The 19,932-nt window shown below is 70.4% G+C and carries 21 protein-coding genes and 1 tRNA gene; 12 read left to right on the forward strand and 10 right to left on the reverse strand.

Features of this window, described 5'->3' with window-relative positions; genetic code table 11:
* Window positions 1-2: 2 nt before the first annotated feature.
* The gene (tadA, locus tag QWY84_RS09920; RefSeq protein WP_290202427.1) at window positions 3-488 is read left to right on the forward strand and encodes a tRNA adenosine(34) deaminase TadA; all 486 of its coding nucleotides are present in this window, start codon (window positions 3-5) and stop codon (window positions 486-488) included.
* 16 nt (window positions 489-504) lie between these two features.
* Here the strand turns inward: tadA and mltF are convergent, their stop codons facing one another.
* Window positions 505-1,983 (reverse strand): membrane-bound lytic murein transglycosylase MltF, encoded by a 1,479-nt coding sequence (mltF, locus tag QWY84_RS09925; protein WP_290202428.1) that lies wholly within the window; start codon window positions 1,981-1,983, stop codon window positions 505-507.
* Window positions 1,984-2,078: 95 nt separating this feature from the next.
* On the opposite strand from mltF, the gene QWY84_RS09930 reads away from it, so the two are divergent.
* Window positions 2,079-2,166, forward strand: a tRNA-Ser gene (locus QWY84_RS09930).
* 201 nt (window positions 2,167-2,367) lie between these two features.
* On the opposite strand, the gene QWY84_RS09935 is transcribed toward QWY84_RS09930, so the two are convergent.
* Window positions 2,368-3,777, reverse strand: a complete 1,410-nt coding sequence (locus QWY84_RS09935) for an aminotransferase-like domain-containing protein (RefSeq protein ID WP_290202429.1) — start codon at window positions 3,775-3,777, stop codon at window positions 2,368-2,370.
* Between the two features lie 210 nt (window positions 3,778-3,987).
* Here QWY84_RS09935 and dctP point away from each other — a divergent pair, with 210 nt between their 5' ends.
* From dctP to QWY84_RS09955, 4 genes are read left to right on the forward strand one after another with little or no spacing between them, the layout of a single operon-like run.
* The gene (dctP, locus tag QWY84_RS09940) at window positions 3,988-5,043 is read left to right on the forward strand and encodes a TRAP transporter substrate-binding protein DctP (protein ID WP_290202430.1); all 1,056 of its coding nucleotides are present in this window, start codon (window positions 3,988-3,990) and stop codon (window positions 5,041-5,043) included.
* 53 nt (window positions 5,044-5,096) lie between these two features.
* The gene (locus tag QWY84_RS09945) at window positions 5,097-5,624 is read left to right on the forward strand and encodes a TRAP transporter small permease subunit (RefSeq protein ID WP_290202431.1); all 528 of its coding nucleotides are present in this window, start codon (window positions 5,097-5,099) and stop codon (window positions 5,622-5,624) included.
* Complete coding sequence (locus QWY84_RS09950) at window positions 5,621-6,943, forward strand: TRAP transporter large permease (protein WP_290202432.1); 1,323 nt, start codon at window positions 5,621-5,623, stop codon at window positions 6,941-6,943. The genes QWY84_RS09945 and QWY84_RS09950 overlap by 4 nt, the downstream gene beginning before the upstream one ends.
* Before the next feature lie 19 nt (window positions 6,944-6,962).
* A complete protein-coding gene (locus QWY84_RS09955; RefSeq protein WP_290202433.1) occupies window positions 6,963-8,231 on the forward strand; it encodes a hydroxymethylglutaryl-CoA reductase, degradative in 1,269 nt (422 codons plus the stop codon).
* A 99-nt stretch (window positions 8,232-8,330) separates the two neighbouring features.
* On the opposite strand, the gene QWY84_RS09960 is transcribed toward QWY84_RS09955, so the two are convergent.
* The gene (locus QWY84_RS09960) at window positions 8,331-8,903 is read right to left on the reverse strand and encodes a hypothetical protein (protein ID WP_290202434.1); all 573 of its coding nucleotides are present in this window, start codon (window positions 8,901-8,903) and stop codon (window positions 8,331-8,333) included.
* 217 nt (window positions 8,904-9,120) lie between these two features.
* On the opposite strand from QWY84_RS09960, the gene QWY84_RS09965 reads away from it, so the two are divergent.
* Complete coding sequence (locus QWY84_RS09965; RefSeq protein WP_290202435.1) at window positions 9,121-10,167, forward strand: CobW family GTP-binding protein; 1,047 nt, start codon at window positions 9,121-9,123, stop codon at window positions 10,165-10,167.
* 203 nt (window positions 10,168-10,370) lie between these two features.
* Here QWY84_RS09965 and fadJ read toward each other — a convergent pair whose 3' ends face one another.
* Window positions 10,371-12,539, reverse strand: coding sequence for a fatty acid oxidation complex subunit alpha FadJ (fadJ, locus tag QWY84_RS09970; RefSeq protein WP_290202436.1), 2,169 nt, complete (start codon window positions 12,537-12,539; stop codon window positions 10,371-10,373).
* Entirely contained in the window at window positions 12,539-13,855 is a 1,317-nt protein-coding gene (gene fadI / locus QWY84_RS09975) for an acetyl-CoA C-acyltransferase FadI (protein ID WP_290202437.1), read from the reverse strand. The genes fadJ and fadI overlap by 1 nt, the downstream gene beginning before the upstream one ends.
* Before the next feature lie 111 nt (window positions 13,856-13,966).
* Between fadI and QWY84_RS09980 the strand changes: the two genes are divergently transcribed.
* Genes QWY84_RS09980 through QWY84_RS09990 form a run of 3 tightly spaced genes read left to right on the forward strand, consistent with a single transcriptional unit; the run spans window position 13,967 to window position 15,466 of the window.
* The gene (locus QWY84_RS09980) at window positions 13,967-14,830 is read left to right on the forward strand and encodes a DMT family transporter (protein ID WP_290202438.1); all 864 of its coding nucleotides are present in this window, start codon (window positions 13,967-13,969) and stop codon (window positions 14,828-14,830) included.
* Window positions 14,831-14,877: 47 nt separating this feature from the next.
* Window positions 14,878-15,312 (forward strand): PAS domain S-box protein, encoded by a 435-nt coding sequence (locus tag QWY84_RS09985; protein WP_290202439.1) that lies wholly within the window; start codon window positions 14,878-14,880, stop codon window positions 15,310-15,312.
* The gene (locus QWY84_RS09990) at window positions 15,302-15,466 is read left to right on the forward strand and encodes a hypothetical protein (RefSeq protein WP_290202440.1); all 165 of its coding nucleotides are present in this window, start codon (window positions 15,302-15,304) and stop codon (window positions 15,464-15,466) included. The genes QWY84_RS09985 and QWY84_RS09990 overlap by 11 nt, the downstream gene beginning before the upstream one ends.
* A gap of 19 nt (window positions 15,467-15,485) precedes the next feature.
* Here QWY84_RS09990 and crcB read toward each other — a convergent pair whose 3' ends face one another.
* Window positions 15,486-15,893 carry a fluoride efflux transporter CrcB gene (gene crcB, locus QWY84_RS09995; protein WP_290202441.1) on the reverse strand — a complete coding sequence of 136 codons (408 nt, stop codon included), beginning with the start codon at window positions 15,891-15,893 and terminating at the stop codon, window positions 15,486-15,488.
* Window positions 15,894-16,268, reverse strand: a complete 375-nt coding sequence (locus QWY84_RS10000; protein ID WP_290202442.1) for a fluoride efflux transporter FluC — start codon at window positions 16,266-16,268, stop codon at window positions 15,894-15,896.
* A 268-nt stretch (window positions 16,269-16,536) separates the two neighbouring features.
* Here QWY84_RS10000 and QWY84_RS10005 point away from each other — a divergent pair, with 268 nt between their 5' ends.
* Together QWY84_RS10005 and QWY84_RS10010 are read left to right on the forward strand one after the other, a co-directional pair.
* Window positions 16,537-17,016, forward strand: a complete 480-nt coding sequence (locus QWY84_RS10005; protein WP_290202443.1) for a magnesium and cobalt transport protein CorA — start codon at window positions 16,537-16,539, stop codon at window positions 17,014-17,016.
* Between the two features lie 100 nt (window positions 17,017-17,116).
* Window positions 17,117-18,073 carry a metallophosphoesterase gene (locus QWY84_RS10010; RefSeq protein ID WP_290202444.1) on the forward strand — a complete coding sequence of 319 codons (957 nt, stop codon included), beginning with the start codon at window positions 17,117-17,119 and terminating at the stop codon, window positions 18,071-18,073.
* Window positions 18,074-18,100: 27 nt separating this feature from the next.
* Here the strand turns inward: QWY84_RS10010 and QWY84_RS10015 are convergent, their stop codons facing one another.
* The 3 genes from QWY84_RS10015 to QWY84_RS10025 all read right to left on the reverse strand — a co-directional run bounded on the left by QWY84_RS10015 (window position 18,101) and on the right by QWY84_RS10025 (window position 19,932).
* Complete coding sequence (locus QWY84_RS10015) at window positions 18,101-18,583, reverse strand: CDP-archaeol synthase (protein WP_290202445.1); 483 nt, start codon at window positions 18,581-18,583, stop codon at window positions 18,101-18,103.
* On the reverse strand, window positions 18,580-19,065 hold the full coding sequence (locus QWY84_RS10020; RefSeq protein ID WP_290202446.1) for a cupin domain-containing protein: 486 nt from the start codon (window positions 19,063-19,065) through the stop codon (window positions 18,580-18,582). Before QWY84_RS10020 ends, QWY84_RS10015 begins: the two co-directional genes overlap by 4 nt.
* Before the next feature lie 105 nt (window positions 19,066-19,170).
* Window positions 19,171-19,932 (reverse strand): NUDIX hydrolase, encoded by a 762-nt coding sequence (locus QWY84_RS10025; protein WP_290202447.1) that lies wholly within the window; start codon window positions 19,930-19,932, stop codon window positions 19,171-19,173.

The following is a 19,932-nucleotide window of genomic DNA, read 5'->3' on the forward strand; positions in this document are numbered from 1 at the left end:
CCATGAGCGCCGGCGGCTCGGGTCGGGCGGACGGCGGCAATGCGCCGGATACGGCCTGGATGCAGCGGGCGCTGGCACTGGCGCGGCACGCCGGCGAGCTGGGCGAGGTGCCCGTGGGCGCGGTCGTCGTCCGCGACGGCGTCTGTCTCGGCGAGGGCTGGAATCACCCGATCGCCGCTGCCGATCCCACCATGCATGCCGAGATCCACGCCCTGCGGGCTGCGGCGGCCGCCGAAGGCAACTACCGCCTCACCGGCACCACGCTGTACGTCACCCTGGAGCCGTGCGTGATGTGCGTCGGGGCGCTGGTGCACGCCCGCGTCGCCCGTCTCGTCTACGCCGCGCGCGAGCCCCGCACGGGCGCCGTGGACAGCACCTGCCGCCTGCTGGAGCCCGGCCTGCACAACCACGATGTGGCCCCGGAAGGAGGGTTGCTCGCCGAAGCCAGCGCGGAGCTGCTGCGCGCCTTCTTCCGCAGCCGGCGTTAGTGTCCTGTAGCCCCACCTACTGCATGACCTCCAGCACCCGCGGCAGGCGGACCAGCCCGGTATCCCGCGCCACCAGGGAGCGGCGGTCGTCCGGGCTGGCGTCCGGATCGAGGCGGAAGCGGCCGGGGTCGGTGATCCGCGTCAGCAACGTGTAGTAGCCGCGAATGCCGCGGACGTACCGGACCGGCTCCTCGCCCCGGGCCTGGCCGTACTCGGTGTGCTCGTGCCAGTCCTGCTGCGCGAGCAGGGGCAGATGCTCGCGCACGTCGGCCCAGCTGTCCGGGTCGTGTCCCTGGCCCTCGGTAATGGCGCGGGCGTCCTCCAGGTGGCCCATGCCCACGTTGTAGGCGGCCAGGGCAAGCCAGGTCCGGTCCGGCTCGTCGATATCGTCCGGCAGGCGCTGGCGCAGCGAGCTGAAATAGCGGGCGCCTCCCATGATGCTCTGCTCGGGAGCGATCCGGTTGTCGAGGCCCAGCTCCGCGGCGGTCCGCCGGGTGAGCATCATCAGTCCCCGCACGCCGGTGGGCGAGACGGCGTCCGGGTCCCAGTGGGATTCCTGATAGCCCATTGCCGCGAGCAGGCGCCAGTCCACCTGGTACTCCTCGCCGGCCCGGACGAAGAGCTCGCGGAAACGCGGCAGGCGCTCCGTGACGTGGCGCAGGAAGGTTCGTGCCCCCACGTAGTCGAAGCCGCGGAGGTGGCCGTAGTAGCGCTCCCGGATCTCGGCGAGAGTGCCGTCGTCGCGCGCGCCGGCGAGAAACCGCTCGGCCGCGTGGTACAGGCTGTCGTCGCCTCCGCGGCGGAAGGCCCAGGCGAGCTGTTGCGGCTGCTCGAAGGTGAAGGCGACGCGCAGCTCCGGGTAGTAGCTCTGGTTCACCGCCAGCTCGTTGGAATCGACGATGGTGAAATCGATGGCCTGCGTCCAGACCTCGTAGAGCAGCTCACGGGTGTTGGCGTCGGTGCTGATCTCCCAGCCCGCCGGAAGCCCGTCCGGGGCCAGCGCCCGGAGGCGGTCCGCCGACTGGCTGCTGGCGGCCACGCGGACCGTCGTATCCGTCGCCTGCGCGAACGCCTCGGGCGTTTCCGGATACGGCTCGCCGCGGCGGTAGATCAGGTGCTGGTCGACCTCGGCGTAGGGGGTGCTGAAGCGGAAGTGCTCCCGGCGCTCGTCGGCGAGGGTCAGTGCGCCGGCTGCCAGGTGGGCCCGGCGCGCGGCCAGCACCCGGTACATCTGCGTCTTGCTCTCAGCGATGATCAGGCGCAGCTCCACGCCCAGCGACCGGGCGAAGCTGCGGGCCAGATCGTAGTCCATGCCGGCCGGCCCTTCGCTCGTCTCGTACAGCGTCGTCGGCCCCAGCCGGGTGACCACGACCAGCGCGCCGTCCGCGCGCACCTGCTCCACGAGGGTGTGCTCGCGCAGCTGCCCGGTCAGCGCCAGACCGCCCAGGAGCAGCGCCAGAACGGCGACCAGGATGCGGAGGACGTGATGCGCCATGCGGGGGAGGTCCCGTGTCGGATTTCGCGTTCGTTGGAGTCGGACCGGAAATCTATTGTACACTGCGCAGCTCGCGGCCAACGAGCCGCGGTCCCGGAGAGGTGCCGGAGCGGTCGAACGGGGCGCACTCGAAATGCGTTGGCCCGCAAGGGCCCGGGGGTTCGAATCCCTCCCTCTCCGCCATCTTCCCTGAGCAGGGCCGCAGGCCCTGCTCAGGGAAGATCATGAGCCCGGGGGATTCGAACCCCCGGACGGACAAGTTGGTTCGACGGCGTAGCGCAGCGGAGCCGGTGGTTGGCGCGCCAGCGGCAACCACCCGACGGGCGCGGCGCGGAGCGCCGCAGCAATCCCTCCCTCTCCGAAAGGCTGAGCGATTCCGGCCCGCTACACGGTTTCCCTGTCCGCCCGCCCGACGCCCGTGACTTCCCGGGCCAGGAAGTCCAGCAGCTTCGGATGGTCGGCGTGGGCGATGTTGATGCGGATCCCGGGCGAGGCGGGGGTTTCCGACTGCGAGAACAGGGTCCCCGGAGCCAGGAAGATGCCTTCCTCCGACGCCCGCTGGGCCAGGGCGACGTCGTCGACACCGGCCGGCAGCGGGCACCAGAGGTAGTATCCCCCGGTCGGCGCCGTGATCTCCGTCAGGCCGATGCTCTCCAGGGCCGTGACCGCCTGTGCCGAGGCCTGGGCGACGCGGTCCCGCAGTCGCGTGAGATGCCTCCGGTAGCGGCCCCGCACGATGAGGTCGTGGATCATCCGTTCCGTCGCCCCGGAGGTGTTCACCACGGTGAGCATCTTGATGTCGGTGAGCGAGGCGATCAGCTGCTGTCCGGCGGCGATGTAGCCGCAGCGCACCCCGGCGGACAGGGTCTTGGAGAACGTGCCCAGGTAGATGACCCGCTCCAGCGCGTCCAGCGCCGCCAGGTGGGGGGTCGCGCGGGGCAGGATGTCGGCGAACGGGTCGTCCTCGATGAGGAGCAGGTCGTGGCTCTGCGCCAGCTGCAGCAGCCGGTGCATGGCCGATAGCGACATGGACGTGCCGGTGGGATTGTGCGCCATGGGCTGCAGGAACAGCAGCCGCGGCCGGTGCAGCCGCGCGAGGCGGTCCAGCTCGTCCAGATCGGGTCCGTCGCCGGTGCGCGTGACGCCGATGATCCGCGCTTTCTGCAGGCGCAGCTTGCCGAAGAACGGGTAGTAGCCGGGGGTCTCCACCAGCACCGGATCGCCGGGCTCGACCAGGTGCCGTACCAGCAGATCCATGGCGTGGTTGGCCCCGAACGTGAGCAGGATCTGCTCGGCGCCGGCGGGAATCGCCCGTTCCGACAGCGTGCGCGCGATGGTCTCGCGCAACGGCGTAAACCCCTCCGGGCGACCGTACTCGAAGTCGTCGGTGTCCTGGCCCTGGCGGTTGCCGCGGCTGAGGTAGCGTCCCACCTCGGAGCGCCCCATCCAGCTGGTCGGCGGGCGGCCGTCGCCGGCGCGTACGGCGTAGTTCTTGTTCAGCTGCTCGCGCAGCAGCGAGATGAGGTCCATGGCCTCGGCGAAGTGCTCCGTCGGCGCGCTGGCGCGACGGCGGCGCACCGGGGCGACGTAGAAGCCCGACCCCCGCCGCGGGTCCAGGTAACCGGTGGCCACCAGCTGGTCGTAGGCGTCCACCACGGTGTTCTTGGATACCCCGTACTCGCGCGCCGCCGCCCGGATGGAGGCGAGCCGCGTGCCCGGGGCGAGGGTGCCTTCCTGGATGCGCTCGGCGAGCTGATCGGCAATCCGCGCGGCGCGGGAACGTTCCTCGCCCATTCCGTCTCCTCTCCGGCTGTACCTTTTATTGGCAGGGTACAGTACGTGGTACAACCATGGTAACTGTACCTTGCTCTGTCCCCCATGAGCCGCGGAGACTGCCCGAATAACGGATTGATGACGGGTGCCCGGGTTTGCCCGCCGCATTCCGCCAACACAAAGATGGACGCCTGAGTCGATCACTTCAGCGTCGATACAGAGGAGAAGCTGATGAGTAACAAAACGCTGACACGCCGTACATTCCTCAAGGGTGGGGCCGCCACCGGTATCGGTGCGGCAACCCTCGGCCTGCCGTCGCTGGCCGGGGCCCAGGACGGGCCGGAGATCTCCTGGCGCATGCAGGCGCTCTGGGATGCCGGCACCACCCCGTACGAATTCGAGGACCGCTTCGTCAAGCGCGTCGCGGAGCTGACCAACGGTCGCTTCTCCATCGATCTCTATGCCGGCGGGCAGCTGGTGCCGGCGGCGGAGGCCTTCGAGGCGGTACGCGGCGGCGCCTTCGAGATGATGAAGACCTTCGACGGCTACGAGGCCGGCTCGGTGCCGGCGTTCGCCTTCACCAGCACGATCCCCTTCGGCTTCGAGCAGCCGGACCAGTACGAGGCCTGGTTCTACGAGCGCGGCGGCCTGGAGATGGCGCGGGAGGCCTACGCCCAGGCGGGGATGCGCTACATCGCGCCCACGGTCTACGGCCAGGAGCCGATCCACTCCAAGTTCCCCCTGCGTTCCCTGGACGACATGGCCAACAAGAAGGGCCGGTTCGTGGGGCTGGCCAGCACGGTCATGGCGGCCTTCGACGTCTCGGTCACGCCCATGGCCACGGGTGAGGTGTACCAGGCCCTGGAGCGGGGCGTGATCGATTTCGCCGACCGCGGTGATCTCACGGCCAATCTCGAGGCCGGGCTGGACGAGGTCGCCAAGTACGTGATCGTCCCCGGCTTCCACCAGCCGACCACGGCGACCAGCTACGTGGCCAACCAGAACGCCTATGACCAGCTGCCGGACTCCTACAAGGCCGCCCTGGAAGTGGCCGCCCGGGAGATGTCCCAGGCGCACCGGCAGCACGTGCTGGCCCAGGACACGGTGGCCCTGCGCAAGTTCGAGGAACGCGGCTGCGAGATCATCCGTCTCGGGCCGGAGATTCCGGAGAACGGCCGCCCCACGGCCATGGAGGCCTGGCGCAGTGCGGCCGGCGACGACGAGCTGGCGAACCGGATCCTGGACAGCCAGGTCGAGTTCATGCGCCAGCTGAACCTCATCACCTGAGCGACCCCGTGGCCCGCGCAGCAACGGCTGCGCGGGCTGTCCGGAGGAACCCCATGACCATCCTGGAACGCTGCTGCAGCGGGATCACGGCGTTGAACCGGTGGCTGGCATCCGCCGTGTCCGTGCTGGTGTTCATCATGGTTGCGGTCATCGCCTACGAGGTGGTGGCGCGCTACTTCTTCAACGCGCCCACGGTCTGGGCGCTGGAGCTGTCGACGCTGCTGTTCGGCCCGTACTTCATGCTGGCCGGGCCGTATATGCTCCACATCGGTGCCCACGTCAACGTGGATATCCTCTACAACCGCCTGCCGCGCCGCGGCGCGGCGATCATGGACTGCCTGATCTACCCGGTGATCATCGCCATGTGCGTCATCGCGGTCGACCAGAGCTGGCCGCTGGCGATGAACGCCTACGAGAGCGGCGAGACGTCGTTCTCCGCCTGGAATCCGCCCATCTGGCCGATCAAGTTCGTCATCCCGGCGGCGTTCGCGCTGCTGCTCCTGCAGGCGCTGGCCGAGACCGTCCGGGCGCTGCACCGGGCGACGGGCGGTGCGGAGCCGGCCGGGGAGGCGACGCCATGACCTCGCCGCTGGTCTTCGGCGCCATGTTCCTGGCCCTGCTGGTGCTGCTGCTCAGCGGCATGCCCCTGGCGTTCGTGCTGGCGTCGCTGGCGATGTTCTTCACGGTCACGCTGTGGGGCGGGCAGGCGCTGCTGATCTCCCTGCTGCAGGTGGTCAACAGCATGACCTCGGACGTGCTGCTGGCCATCCCGCTCTACGTGCTCATGGCCAGCGTCCTGCAACGCTCCGGCATCATCGAGTCGCTGTACGAGGCCATGGAGCTGTGGTTCCACCGGCTGCCCGGCGGCCTGGCGGCGGGGACCGTGGCCATCTGCACGCTGATGGCGGCCATGACCGGCATTGTCGGCGCCGCCGTGGCCGCCATGGGCATACTCGCCCTGCCGTCCATGCTGCGCCGGGGCTACGACCGGCGCCTGGCGCTGGGCAGTATCTGCGCCGGCGGCACCCTGGGGATTCTCATCCCGCCGTCGGTGATCACCATCGTCTACGCGGCGACCGCGCAGATCTCGGTGGGCAAGATGTTCGCCGCCGGGATCGTGCCCGGGCTCATTCTCGCCGGCCTGTACATGGGCTACGCGGTGCTCCTGTCCACGCTGCGCCCGGAGCGGGCACCCCGCAGCGAGGGCCCGCCGCCGCCCATGCTGGACCGCCTGCGGGCCCTGCGCTCGCTGATCCTGCCGACGCTGATCATCGTCGGCGTGCTCGGCAGCATCTACGGCGGCATCGCCACGCCGACGGAGGCGGCCGCCGTCGGCGTTGTCGGGGCCATGCTGTCGGCGGGCGTGCAGCGGCAGCTGACCTTCGCCAACCTGCGCGGCGCGGCGTTCGATACCCTGCGTGTGACCACCATGATCATGTGGATCACCGTGGGCGCCCAGGCGTTCGTGTCCATCTTCACCGGGACCGGGGGCGGCGACTTCCTGCTGGAGTTCATCCAGGACCTGGAGGTCAACCGCTGGCTGGTCCTGCTGGCCATGATCGGCGTGCTGGTGCTGCTGGGCCTGTTCCTGGACGAGATCGGCATCATCCTGCTGTGCGTGCCGGTGTTCCTGCCGGTGATCGAGGCGTACGACTTCGACGCCCTGTGGTTCGGCGTGCTGTTCCTGATCACCGCGCAGATGGCCTACATCACGCCGCCGTTCGGCTACACCCTGTTCTATCTCAAGGGGGTGCTGCCCCCGGAGATCGGCATGGAGACGGTCTACCGCGCCATCATTCCGTTCCTGCTGCTGCAGGCCGCGGCGCTGGCGCTGTTCATGATATTCCCGGAAATCGTCACGTGGCTGCCCGACAAGCTGGCGCAGTCCGTGCGGTCGTGACCACGAGGAGACAATGACTATGGCCGAGAAGACATCGCGCATCGCCGGCTTCTACAAGCTGCCCCCGGAGGAGCGGGTCGCCCGGGTCGCCGAGATCGCGGGGCTGGACGAGGCCGCGCAGGCCCATCTGCGCAACACCGGCAATCTCGATGCGGCTGCGGCCGACGCCATGATCGAGAACGTGATCGGGACCATGAACATCCCCCTGGGCGTGGCCACCAACCTGATCATCGACGGCGAGGAGACCCTGGTACCCATGGCCACCGAGGAGTCCTCCGTGGTCGCCGCGGTGAGCAACGCGGCCCGGCAGTGCCGGGACAGCGGCGGTATCACCACGAGCACCTCCGGAGCGCTGATGATCGCCCAGGTCCAGCTGGTGAACGTGGCCAACCCGGAGTACGCCCGGCTGCAGATCCTCGAGCACCGCGCCGAGATCAAGGCCATCTGCGACGACACGGACCCGGTGCTGCTGCGCCACGGCGGCGGCTTCCGCGACCTGGAGGTGCGCGTTCTGGAGGGCCGGCGCGGGCCCATGGTGGTGACGCACCTGATCGTCGACACCGGCGACGCCATGGGCGCCAACGCCGTCAATTCCATGGCCGAGGCCGTCGCGCCCTCCATCGCCAGCTGGACCGGCGGGCAGACGTACCTGCGCATCCTCTCCAACCTGGCGGACCGGCGCCTGGTGCGCGCCCGGGCCACATGGACCCTGGACGCCATCGGCGGCGAGGGCGTGCGCGACGGCATGCTGGCCGCCTTTGATTTCGCCGACGTCGATCCCTACCGCGCGGCGACGCACAACAAGGGCATCATGAACGGCGTCAGCGCCGTGACGCTGGCCACCGGCAACGACACCCGGGCCGTGGAATCCGGGGCGCACGCCTATGCCGCGCAGTCCGGGCAGTACCGCCCGCTCACCCGCTGGGAGCAGGATGCCGACGGCAATCTCACCGGGGTGCTGGAGATGCCGCTGGCCGTGGGGCTCATCGGCGGCGCGACGCGCTCCCATCCCACCGCGCAGCTGTGCCTGGAGATCATGGGGGCGCGGACAGCGGAACGTCTGAGCCGGACCATTGCCGCTGTCGGCCTGGCGCAGAACTTCTCCGCCCTCAAGGCGCTGGCCACCACCGGCATCCAGAAGGGGCACATGGCGCTGCACGCCAAGAACATCGCGGTCATGGCCGGGGCCACCGGCGACGAGGTGGAAGCCGTGTCGGCGGAGCTGGTAAAGGCCGGTACCGTGCGCGTGGATGTCGCCGAGGAAATCCTGCAGCGGCTGCGGCAGTAAAGCCCCGGCACGCGGGCAGGGCTTCGAGCTCGAGGGCCGCGCGGTCGAGCCGGGGCGGACGATCAGGGTGAGCGGCGGCCGTGCGCGCGGATTGCGCCGTCATTCGACGTATTCGTCGTCCCCGGCCGGCGGGGCTACCGGCCGCTCGATGGTGTGGTCGTCGATGATGCGGGTGAGCAGATCGCGGGCCTGCTGGTCCTGCTGGTAGCCGTTGTCCCCCCGGGCCAGGCGGCCGGTCATCTGCTGGAAGACGCGCTCCGTACGGCCGCCGGCGGTGGCGGCGACCTCCTCGAGGCTCGTGCGGTGCAGCGTCGCCGCCAGGAGGATACCGATGCGGATGCGGCTGATGGCGGTGACGCCGTGGAGACTGTCGTAGCCCTGCTCGAGCCGGCCCGGGTCGAGGCCCAGCTCCCGGATCAGCTCGCCGCGCCGGCGGAAGTGCTCCTCCATGCGCTTGGCCCGCTGGGCACTCCGGACCTGCTCGCCCCGCAGGCGCTCCGTCTCGGCCCTGAGCTCGCCCTGGCGACGCAGCGCCTCGGCGTAATCGGCGTCCTTCTCCCGCAGCTGCCGTTCATGCTGCTGCTCGCGCCCCACGCTCCACGTCAGTACGGCGATGAGGCTCAGCAGCAGCAGGGCGGCGATGGCGGCGAAAAGGGTCGCGAAGGGCGTCATGGTCGCTTCACCTGTCGTGGTCCGTCAGACATGCCGAGCATCCAAGCCTAGAGCACTCGACCGCCTGTTCGATGAGACCGCGTTCACGAAAGCGGACCGCTGTGCCGCACTACCGCGCCCTCGGCGCGCGGGCGTTCATGCAGTAGGCTGGTGTACCGGACGCCCGGGCATCGCCCGGCAAGCGCGAATCGTTGCGAATGACCAGCGAGAGGGGCCCATGTCGCCCGCGAAGATCACCAACGTACCCACGAACCTGATCACGGGGTTTCTCGGGGTCGGCAAGACCACCGCCGTGCGCAGCCTCCTGGAGCGGGCGCCCGCCGGGCAGCGCTGGGCCGTGCTGGTCAACGAGTTCGGCGAGGTCGCCGTGGACCAGGCGGCGGTGGCGGATCCGGCCGCGGCCACCGTCCGCGAGCTCCCGGGCGGGTGCCTGTGCTGCACCCTGGGCGCACCCCTGCGCGTGACGCTGGCGCGGCTGCTGCGCGAGGCACGCCCGGACCGGCTGCTCATCGAGCCCACGGGCGTCGGCCATCCGGCGCGGGTGCTGGACGTGCTGCGCGAGGAGGGGTTCGCCGAGGCGCTGGACGTGCGGGCCACGGTCTGCCTGGTCGATCCCCGGCGCCTGCAGGAGCCGAAGGTGACCCGGCACGAGACGTTCCGGGACCAGGTCGAGCTCGCCGACGTGCTGATCGGCAACAAGGCGGATCTGTGCAGCGAGGCAGAGCTGGCGCATTTCCGGGGCTGGGCGGCGGAGCAGTTCCCGCCCAAGGCACGGGTGGCAACGACCCGGGACGGCGCCCTGGATCCGGCGTGGCTCGATGCCCGGGCGGACCCGGAGCGCAAGGCGCTGTTCCCCGGGGCCCACGAGCACGGGCACGACCACGGGCACGAGCCGGCGGCGGTCGCGCAGCCGCTGCCCGGACAGCCGGTTCGGCGCCGCAATACGGGGCAGGGGCTGGATGCCTGCGGGTGGCTGTTCCATCCGCAGGACGGTTTCGACCGCGATCGGCTGGCCGAGGCGCTGCGGGGGATCGAGTCGGCGGATCGCGTCAAGGGCGTATTCCGCTGCGGCGACGACTGGCTGCTGTTCGACCGGGCCGAGGGCGCCCTGAGCGTGCGCGCCAGCGCCTGGCGCTCCGACAGCCGCGTCGAGTGCATCGCCCGCGCCGACCGGGCACCGGACTGGGACGCCGTCGAGAGCGCCCTGCTGGCATGCCGCGACCGGGCCCAGCACCCCGGCGAGCCACGGACGACCCCGCCGTAGGAGTAACCGTAGGAGCGACGTCAGTCGCGACATTGCAGATGAGGATGTTTACAGAGCGTCGGGGCTAAAGCCCCTCCCACAGGATTCCGCAGCGGGCTTCACCGGAGCCGTGTAGGAGCGGCTTCAGCCGCGACTTCCCAGAGATCAGGTTCTCTGGGAGGTCGCGACTCATGTCGCTCCTACGGCTCGCTCCTACGGCGGTCTCAATCCGCGTGGAAGCCTTCGCCGCTGGCCGCCATGCGCTCGAGGACGGGCGCCGGGGCGTAGCGCTCGCCGTGCTGGTCGCGCAGCGCCTGCAGGCGCTCGACGATGGCCGGTATGCCGCGGGCGTCCATGTAGCGGAACGGGCCGCCGCGGAACGGCGGAAAGCCGATACCGTAGACGGCACCGATGTCGCCGTCGCGCAGGCTGCGGAGGACGCCCTCGTCGTGGCAGCGTGCGGCCTCGTTGACCATGAGCAGCACCGTCCGGTCGACGATCTCCGTTTCCGAGGCCCGGTTGTCGGGCTTGACCTGGAGCAGTTCGTAGACGGACTCATCCACCTGCTTGCCGCCTTTCCTGCGTTTGCCGTCGTAGCGGTAGAAGCCCTTGCGGCTCTTCTTGCCGTAGCGGCCGTCGGCGAGCATGGCATCGGCCTCGGCGACGGGCTTCATGCGCTCGCCGAACGCCTCGTGAAGGATGGGCGCCACCTTGGCTGTGACATCCAGGCCCACCTCGTCCAGGAGGGCGAACGGCCCGACCGGGAAGCCGAAGTTCTTCAGCGTCTCGTCCACCCGGTCGATGGCCACGCCCTCGCGCAGCAGATGGCAGGCCTCGTTGATGTACGGCGCCAGGATGCGATTGACGTAGAAGCCGGCGCCGTCGCGGACCACGATCACCGTCTTGCCCTGGCGCCGCCCCAGGTCGACGGTGGTGGCAACCACCTCGGGGGCCGTGTGCTCCGTGGCGATGACCTCGAGCAGGGGCATCTTCTCCACAGGGGAGAAGTAGTGCATGCCGACGACGTTCTCCGGCCGGGCGGCGCCTTCCGCGATCCGCGTAATGGGGATGGACGACGTGTTGGTGGCGAAGATGGTCCGATCGCCGGCGTGGGCCTCCACGTCCCGGACCATCCGGTGCTTCAGGTCCAGGTCCTCGAACACCGCCTCGATGGCCACGTCCACGCCGGCGAAGCCGGAGTAGTCCAGGGCCGGCGTGACGCGATTGAGCTGCAGATCGGCCTGGAACGGCGTCACGCCACCCCGCCTGCGCCTCTCGCGGATCTGCTCGTGGATGTGCCGCAGGCCCTTGTTCAGGTTGTCGGCGGCGATGTCCTTGAGGCGCACGGGAAGCCCGGCCTTGTGCGTGGTCACGAAGGCGATGCCGGCCCCCATGAGCCCCGCACCCAGCACGGCCGTCCGGCGGATCGTCCGCGGCGCCGCCGACGGGGCGTCCGTTCCGGCATCCTTCTTCATGGCCGTGGTGGCGAAGTAGATGTTCATCAGCTGCCGGGCCTGCGGGGTCATGGCGAGCTCGCCGAAGCGGCGGGCCTCCAGCTCCAGCCCGGCCTCCAGGCCCCGTTGCAGCCCCGTCTCCATGCACTCGATGATCCGCGGCAGGGCGGGGTAATTGCCCCGGCTGCGGCCCTGCGCCTGCTTGCGGGCCTGGTCGAACACCATGCGCCGTCCCAGCGGATTGCCCTCCAGGAGCCATTCCAGCCAGCTCCTGCGGCGTCCCGCGCCGGCGCGGCTGCCCTGCAGCTGCTGCAGCCTCCGCACGGCGGCATCCTCCAGGATCGGGGCGGGGACCACGTCGTCCACCAGGCCCATGCGGCGGGCCTTGTGCGGCCGGATCTGGCGGCCGGTGAGCGCCATGTCGAGGGCCGCCCGGATGCCCACCCGGCGGGGCAGCCGCTGGGTGCCGCCGCCGCCGGGAAGCAGGCCCAGCATCACCTCGGGCACGCCGAGGGCGGTGCTGTCGGCATCGGTGCACACGCGGCCGTGGCAGGCCAGTGCCAGCTCCAGGCCGCCGCCGAGGCAGGCGCCGTTGACGGCGGCGACCACGGGCACCCGGAAGCCGGCGATGCGGTCCATGAACGCCTGGCCCGCGCGCGAGAGCTCGGTGACCTCGGCCGCGCTGGCGCATGCGTGGAGCATCTCGATGTCGGCGCCGGCGATGAACGAATCGGCCTTGCCGCTGATGAACACCACGCCCTGGATGCTGTCGTCGCGTTCCAGGGTGTCGGCGCACTGCTCCGCCTCGGCCATCAGCGTGCGGTTGAGGACGTTGTGGCTTTCGCCGGGCAGATCGACGGTGACCACGGCGATGCCGTCATCGCGCCGGTGGAGGGAAAGCGACGTCATGCTGCCCGTCTCCGCGTCCGTTGCTGCCATTACGCTACCTCCAGGACCATGGCGGCCCCGAGCCCGCCCGCGGCACAGGCGGTGGTGAGTGCCACCCCGCCGCCGCGGCGCCGCAGCTCGTTCAGGGTCTGGATGATCATGCGGCCGCCGGTGGCCGCGAAGGGATGGCCGTAGGCGATGGAGCCGCCGAGGACGTTGAAGCGCTCCCAGTCGATCTCGCCGATGGGCTCATCGCGGCCGAGCACGTCCCGGGCGAACCGCTTCGACGGCCAGTTGTTGATATTGGCGAGGGTCTGCGAGGCGAACGCCTCGTGCATGTCCACCAGCGTCATGTCGTGCAGCTTCAGCCCGGCCCGGTCCAGGGCGATGGGCGTTGCATGGGACGGACCCATGAGCGCGTCGTTGAACGGGTCGATGGCCGCGAACGCCGACGAGCGGATGAAGCCCAGGGGCTCGTAGCCCAGCGCCCGCGCCCGGCTTTCCTTCATGAGCACCAGCGTGGACGCGCCGTCGGTCAGCGGTGTGCTGTTGGCGGCGGTCACGGTGCCGTGGCTGCGGTCGAAGGCGGGCCGCAGCCGGGCCAGGGCATCCATGGTGGAATCCGCGCGGACGTTGTTGTCCTGCTGCAGCGGCGTGCCATCGAAGGGCGGCACGAAGGCGGTCATGACCTCGTCGGCGAGCTTGCCTTCCTGCCACGCCCGCGCCCCGCGCTGGTGCGAGCGCAGGGCGAGCTCGTCCTGGGCCTGCCGGGAGATGCCGTGGTTCTTCGCCATCTGCTCGGCGATCTCGCCCATGCCGAGGTTGGTGGTATAGTCGCGCACCGCCGGTGGCCGGGGAGCGAAATCCTTCGGCCGGATGCCGCGGAAGAGCTTGAGCTTGGCCAGCACGCCCCTGGCCCGGGTGGAGTGGATGAACGCCCGGGAGAGCTTGCGGCTGAACTGGATGGGCAGCACCGACGTGGAGTCCGCGCCGCCGGCCATGCCGACCTCGATATCGCCCAGGCGGATCGCCTGCGCAACGTCGGCGGTGGTCTGAAAGCTGGTGGCGCAGGCCCGCGAGATGCTGTAGGCATCGGTGTCCGGCGGCAGGCCGGCGCCGAGCATGACTTCCCGCGCCATGTTGGGCGCCTCGGGAAGAATGCCGACCTGGCCGTAGACGAAACGCTCCACCAGCGCCGGATCGAGGTCCAGGCGCGTCAGAAGCTCGGTGGTCACCATGGTGCCGAGCTGGATGGCGTTGAGGTCGCTGAAGGCGGTGAGCTGGCGGGCGAACGGGGTACGCAGCCCCGCTACGACGGCGACGCGCTCGCCCGGCGTCGTGGCACTGTGCTCCCTGGCTGCGGTCACGATCTTCCTCCCGGTTCCTGGCTGCGACTACGCGCTCCGGCGCCCTATACTACGCGACTATTGCCGTGGGGCTGTACCGCCGCCGCTCCATGGCCGACCTGAGGAGGGGCAGTGGGTTTTCTGACAAGGCACGCAGCGCTGCTGCAGCTCCATTTCGGCATCCTGCTCCTCGGCGGCACGCCGCTGTTCTCGAAGCTGGTTCCCCTGCCGGCGCTGGACATCATCAGCTGGCGCAGCCTGTTCGCCGCGCTGGCCCTGGCGGGGATGTTCCTGGCCACGCGCGCCAGCATCCGCCTGCGGTCCGGCCGCGACTACGCGCTGGTGGTCGGCCTGGGCGTGCTGTTCGCGGTCCACTGGGTGACCTACTTTCACGCCATGCAGGTCGCCACCGTTGCCGTCGGGGTCGTGGCGATGTTCACCTTCCCGGTCATGACAGTGCTGATCGAGCCGCTGTTCAACCGCCGCCCGCCGAGCTCCGTGGACCTTCTCGGGGGGTGCGCCGTGGTCCTGGGCGTCTACCTGATGGTCCCGGCGTTCTCGCTGGAGGACGCCACGACCCAGGGGGTTCTGTGGGGCCTGCTGTCGGCCCTGCTGTACGCCCTGCGCAATGTCATCCAGAGGCACCACTTCCACCGCTACTCCGGGGGAACGGCGCTGTTCTACCAGGTGGCCGTCGTGCTGGCGGTGACGGCGCCGTTCCTCTCCCGGGCGTCGTGGCAGCTGCCCGCGACGGGCTGGGCGCTGCTCCTGCTCCTGGGCGTGGTGTTCACGGCGGTGCCCCACACGCTGTTCGCCAATGCCCTGCTGCGCCACAGTGCCGTGTCCGTGAGCCTGATCAACTGCCTCCAGGTGGTCTACGCCACGGTTTTCGCCGCCCTCGTCTTGTCCGAGCTGCCCGGCTCCCGCACAATCATCGGAGGCGCACTGATCGTCGGTGCCGCCGCGTTCGAGTCGGTACGCTCGGCCCGGAAGTGATCCGCCGCCGGGATGACACTACTTCTGAGAAGGTCAGTACGCAGTCGATGAATGATCTGGAAACCATTCCCCCGGACCTGCTGCGCATGCTGGTGAACGCCTCCAATGACGGCATCGTCATCGCCGAGCAGGAGGGGCCGGACAACGTGATCATCTACGTGAATCCGGCGTTCGAGCGGCTCACGGGGTACAGCGCCGACGAGATCCTCTACCGGGACTGCCGCTTCCTGCAGGCGGACGACCGGGACCAGGAGCCGCTGGACGAGATCCGCTCGGCCTTGCGGGAGGGCCGCTCCAGCCGCCAGGTCCTGCGCAACTACCGCAAGGACGGCAGCATGTTCTGGAACGAGCTGAGTATCACGCCCGTCTACAACGACCGTGACCAGCTGACCTACTACATCGGTATCCAGAAGGACGTCACCGCGCAGAAGGAGCTGGAGCAGCGGCTGGCTGCGCTGGAAGGCAACGCCGATGCCGGGTGATACCGCCGGCCCGGGCACGAGTGAATGGAACCTCGCGGCGATGGATCGTGATGCCCTGCGCGAGCTCCGCGCCGCCGTGGAGCGGGAGCTGGAGAATCGCCGGGTGGAGGCGCGGCTGCAGCGAGAGGCGCGCCGCTACCAGGCGAGCCGCTGAAGGCATGTGCCGGGGCCGTTCATCGGTGATGGCGCGGCCGCGTTCGCTGTGCCAGCCGGTCGCCCGTCCAGACCCCGGCGAGACAGAGAATGACGGTGGCCCCGGCATACGCCAGCATCGACACGACGTCCCCGGCGTACAGCCTGGTCACGGATTCCAGGCTGAACAGCGAGAAGGTGGTGAATCCGCCGCAGAAACCGCTCGTGAGCAACAGCACGCGTGCCCGCGGCAGGGGCACGCGGCCGCCGGGGCGGGATGATGCGGCGAGCCAGCCGATGAGCAGGCAGCCGACGACGTTCACGGTCAGGGTGTCCCAGGGAAGCATGGCGTCGGCCGTCGCCGGGCCGTAGGCATCGGCGACGAGCTGCCGGAGCACCGCGCCCGCGGCGCTGCCCAGGCCGACCATGAGCGTGTCGCCGCTCCGCATTCAGGCGCTGCCGCCCGGCAGTGCGGCGGCCAGCCCGATGGCTGCGGCTGCCAGGCAGCCGGCGACGGAGAGGCCGGCATAAGCTGCGGCCGCCGGCCCGCGTCCCTGCTGCAGCAGGGCCAGGGTCTGGAGGCTGAACGCCGACACGGTGGTGTAGCTGCCGCACACCCCCACCAGCAGCCCGGTCACCAGCGGGCCCTGGCGGGATGCGAGCATGCCCGTGAGAAATCCCGCCGCAAGGCACCCGGTAACGTTCACGAGAAGCGTGCCCCAGGGGAACGTGCCCGGTACGCGGCGGTCCGCCCAGCTTCCCAGCGCATGCCTCAGGGCACCCCCGAGGGCGCCGCCGACCGCCACGGCCATGTACGTCATCATGAATGGGTCTCCCGGCTACGTGCAGTCGCCGCGCGGGGCGGCCCTTCGGGTTGCGCTCGGCACCGCGCCCGAGCGTACCCGGAACGCGCGTGCGAGGGAATTCCGCAGCCGGTACCCGATGCCCCGGACGTGTTGCCGGAAAGTGACGTGCGTCACAGAAAATCCCCGCATCGTCATTGCTTTATAAAGTTGTGCAGCGTAGCATAACGCAGGTTGTGATGGCGGTTGGCGACCATCACCGCGGCGGTCGTGTCGGAAGGGGGTCGGCGTGAACGGGAAGCAGTTGATCTATCGGAACGGACGCCTGCAGCTGCCGGCGGATATTGCGGACTGGTCCGCCTCGGAGCTGGCAGGCTGGCTGCAGCTCCTGCCCCTGGACGACCGGGTCCGCGCATTCCGCGCACTGCCGTTCAACCGTGCGGCGATGGGGTACATGGCCCTGCCTGCCGTGGATCGGGCGACCCTGCTGGGTGCCCTGAACGGCGACAACCGGCGGCGACTGGCCGTATTGTCCGGCGTGGACAGCCTGGTGGAAACGCTGCGCAATGCCGACACATCCACCCGGACCGCGGTGCTGGCGGAACTGCCCGAGACCCGCAGGGGCGAGGTGGAGGCGCGGCTCGAGGCCCTGGCGGCCCAGGAAGCCGCCCTGGCCGGCCAGCAGGGCAAGGGCCGGCGCAAGACCTGGGGCGGCGCGGTCGGCCGCATGCTCCGGCGGCGTGGGCGGCGGCATACGCCGGCGGCCTGAAGCCGCTTGTCCCGGCGGTGCCGGCACCGCCCGCTGAACCGTGATACGTTGGAGAGCGACACCGGCACAAGGTGCGGTTGCGCAGATTGCAGGGGCATGCATGCAGGACAACGATGCACTGGGCCGCTACCTCAACGGGCGCGTGCGGAACGGCTATCTCACCGCCAGGCTGGAGCGGGAAAACGGTGGCGGCGAGCCGGTGTTCGACAGGGAAGCAGGGACGCTGCACCCGGAAAATCTCGCGCTGAGCCGCGCCGGGCTGCGGCTATTCCTCCGGGTCAGCGGCCTGTATCGTCGCGGACAGCGCAACGCCCGCCGTCTCCATGTCCGCGATCACGCCCTGCGCCTGCCGAATCTGCCCGCCGGCATGCGCGGCTTCCGGCTGCTGCATCTCAGCGACCTGCACATTGACGTCGACGCCGCGTTCGCCGACGAGCTGGCAGGGCAGCTGGTCGGCCTGGAGTGGGACGCCTGCGTCATCACCGGCGATTTCCGCTACCAGACTAACGGCGACCCGACGCCCGCTCTGGCGGGGCTGGAGCGCGTTCGCCGCGTCCTCGACGGCCCCGTCTACGCCATTCTGGGCAACCACGACAGTATCCGCATGGTCCCGGCCATCGAGGCCCTCGGTATCCGGGTGCTGCTGAACGAGGGGGTCGTGCTGGGCGACGGCCAGGGCAGCGGCATCTGGCTGGCCGGTATCGACGATCCCCACTACTATCGCCAGCACGACATCGCCCGGGCCCTGGAGCAGCGCCCGGCGTCCATGCCCGTGCTCCTTCTCGCCCATTCGCCGGAAGCCTACCGCGAGGCGGCGGATGCCGGCGTCGACGCCATGCTCTGCGGCCACACCCACGGCGGCCAGATCCGGCTGCCCGGCGGGCTGCCGCTGGTCACCAACGCGGTCTGCCCGCGCGCGCTCACCGGCGGCGCCTGGACGTGGCAGGAGCTGCGCGGCTACACGTCCGTGGGGGCGGGATCGTCGGTCCTGGACGTGCGCTTCAACTGCCCGGCGGAAGCCGTGATCCACCGGCTGGATCATCGGCCGCAGGACTGAGCGCGGCGGCCGCGCGAGCTTGTTCAGCTAGTGCGGTTCCCGGCGGATGCCCGCCCGGAACAGGAGCCAGGAGACCGGCGGCCCGAGAATGATGAACAGCGCCGCGCCCGTGACCGCACTGGCGGCGCTGATGCTGGCGAGTGGCATGAGCGCCAGCAGCGGCAGCAGTGCTTCCGGTGTCTGGTCCAGGCCCAGGAAACGGCTGCTGGGCGGCAGGGCCATGCGGCGCTTGGCGAAGCTGGACAGCAGATCGCCGGCCATCGCCAGCGCTCCGGCGAGAAGCCCCGCTAGCAGCGGCAGGCCCAGCACCGCCGCCGTGAGCCCGGCGGCCGCCACCGCCACCAGCAGGCCACGGACGGACTTGGCGTGACCGAACACGCGCCGGCCATCCCGCCAGTATCGCCCGGCGTCCACTGGCGTGCCCGGGCGCTGTCCGAGAAGCAGGCCGAGCAGGACCGGCGCCGCGTTGGCCGCGGTGATGACGAGCAGCACGTGGATGGCCCCGATCACAGCAGCTCCCGGAGATGCTGCTCATGGCCCGCGAGCCATGCCGGCGCGTCATCGCGCTCGCGCAGCAGCTCGAATCCGTGGAAGGCGAATCCCGGGCCCACGGCGCAGGCGGCCAGGGTCCACTGCCCCAGGGGGCGCGCCGCCTGCCAGTCACCCGCGGGAATGACGGTGACCGGGGAAGCCTCCGGCATCGGTCCCAGCCGCGTCGCCCGGTAGCGCCCGCGCTGATCCAGGTGCAGCAGCTCCAGGGCATCGCCGCCGAGATAGTGCCAGATCTCGTCGCCGTCGACCCGGTGCCAGGCGCTGTGTGCCCCCGCGGGCAACAGATAGTGGATCAGCGTGACACCGGGGCGCTGCTCGTCGTCGGGGCGGCGGACGCTCACTGTGCCCGTGTGCAGGCGCCGATACCAGCCGCCCTCCGGGTGCGGGGCGAGTCCCAGTTCGTCGATCAGCCGCGCAGCGTCGCGGGGGAGTTCGTTCACGGCGGTGCGCACCCTTGATTGTTCTTCGCTATCGTCGCTTACCGGTATTGTGCACGACAACGCCGCCGGCGGGCACGAGATCGTGTCGATCCTGGGCAGGGGGTGTCAGGCAGGGGCGGGAATGCGCTGCTCCACCAGGCCGTGTCCCGGGAGCTGCTCGCCGGAGGGGCCGCCGGCGCCGGCGATGGCTTCCAGAAGGGCCGGGACGCTGCCGTAGTGGCGCAGCCGCTCCAGGGTGTGACGGGTCGGTGTCATGAGCTCCATGTCCCCGGCGCGCTGCGCCGCCAGCGCGGCGGTGGGCGTCAGCCAGGCGTGTGCCACGGTCTCCTCGCCGCAGCACGTGGCGTCCTGGCCCGGCGGCGCCACCGCCAGGAAGAACCGGGTATCGAAGCGCCGGGGCGAGTGGGGCGGTGTGATCCAGTGGCTGACGTAGTGCAGGGACGGCCCGTACAGCCGCAGGTCCTCGCGGTGGCAGAGCGCTGCGAAGGTCAGCTGCTGCCGGCGCAGGGCATACCGGTGGTCCGCGAACCGCCGTGCCAGGTCTGGCTCGCGCATGTCCAGCGGAACCCCGTGCCGGGAGCAGGCGAGCAGAACGCCCGCCTCCTCGAAGCACTCGCGGATCGCTGCCTGCCGGTAGGCGAGGCCGCCCGAGCGTACCCCCAGCTCGTTGCTGGCCACGGTGTCCCCGAGAGCGCAGGGCGCCTGGCCGTCGCCGGCGTCCTGGGCGTCGACGGCTCCCCCCGGAAACACGTATGCCCCCGGCCCGAAACGCGTGGTGGCGGTACGCTTGAGCAGCAGCACCTCGGGCGCCGGGCGGCCGTCGCGGAGCAGGATGATCGTGGCAGCGGGGTGCGGTTCGGCGGGCAT

It is taken from the genome of Aquisalimonas lutea (assembly GCF_030409225.1).
GTDB lineage: Bacteria > Pseudomonadota > Gammaproteobacteria > Nitrococcales > Aquisalimonadaceae > Aquisalimonas > Aquisalimonas lutea.

Excerpts from the sequence above, each read along its gene's own strand:
- QWY84_RS10000 (WP_290202442.1), bottom strand. The coding sequence starts at position 16,268 with ATGATGACGTACATGGCCGTGGCGGTCGGCGGCGCCCTCGGGGGTGCC.
- QWY84_RS09935 (WP_290202429.1), bottom strand. The coding sequence starts at position 3,777 with ATGGGCGAGGAACGTTCCCGCGCCGCGCGGATTGCCGATCAGCTCGCC.
- fadJ (WP_290202436.1), bottom strand. The coding sequence starts at position 12,539 with ATGGCAGCAACGGACGCGGAGACGGGCAGCATGACGTCGCTTTCCCTC.
- QWY84_RS10010 (WP_290202444.1), top strand. The coding sequence starts at position 17,117 with ATGCAGGACAACGATGCACTGGGCCGCTACCTCAACGGGCGCGTGCGG.
- crcB (WP_290202441.1), bottom strand. The coding sequence starts at position 15,893 with ATGCGGAGCGGCGACACGCTCATGGTCGGCCTGGGCAGCGCCGCGGGC.
- QWY84_RS09955 (WP_290202433.1), top strand. The coding sequence starts at position 6,963 with ATGGCCGAGAAGACATCGCGCATCGCCGGCTTCTACAAGCTGCCCCCG.
- QWY84_RS09945 (WP_290202431.1), top strand. The coding sequence starts at position 5,097 with ATGACCATCCTGGAACGCTGCTGCAGCGGGATCACGGCGTTGAACCGG.
- QWY84_RS09985 (WP_290202439.1), top strand. The coding sequence starts at position 14,878 with ATGAATGATCTGGAAACCATTCCCCCGGACCTGCTGCGCATGCTGGTG.
- QWY84_RS09950 (WP_290202432.1), top strand. The coding sequence starts at position 5,621 with ATGACCTCGCCGCTGGTCTTCGGCGCCATGTTCCTGGCCCTGCTGGTG.
- tadA (WP_290202427.1), top strand. The coding sequence starts at position 3 with ATGAGCGCCGGCGGCTCGGGTCGGGCGGACGGCGGCAATGCGCCGGAT.
- mltF (WP_290202428.1), bottom strand. The coding sequence starts at position 1,983 with ATGGCGCATCACGTCCTCCGCATCCTGGTCGCCGTTCTGGCGCTGCTC.
- QWY84_RS09960 (WP_290202434.1), bottom strand. The coding sequence starts at position 8,903 with ATGACGCCCTTCGCGACCCTTTTCGCCGCCATCGCCGCCCTGCTGCTG.
- dctP (WP_290202430.1), top strand. The coding sequence starts at position 3,988 with ATGAGTAACAAAACGCTGACACGCCGTACATTCCTCAAGGGTGGGGCC.
- QWY84_RS09990 (WP_290202440.1), top strand. The coding sequence starts at position 15,302 with ATGCCGGGTGATACCGCCGGCCCGGGCACGAGTGAATGGAACCTCGCG.
- QWY84_RS10025 (WP_290202447.1), bottom strand. The coding sequence starts at position 19,932 with ATGCCCGCCGAACCGCACCCCGCTGCCACGATCATCCTGCTCCGCGAC.
- QWY84_RS09965 (WP_290202435.1), top strand. The coding sequence starts at position 9,121 with ATGTCGCCCGCGAAGATCACCAACGTACCCACGAACCTGATCACGGGG.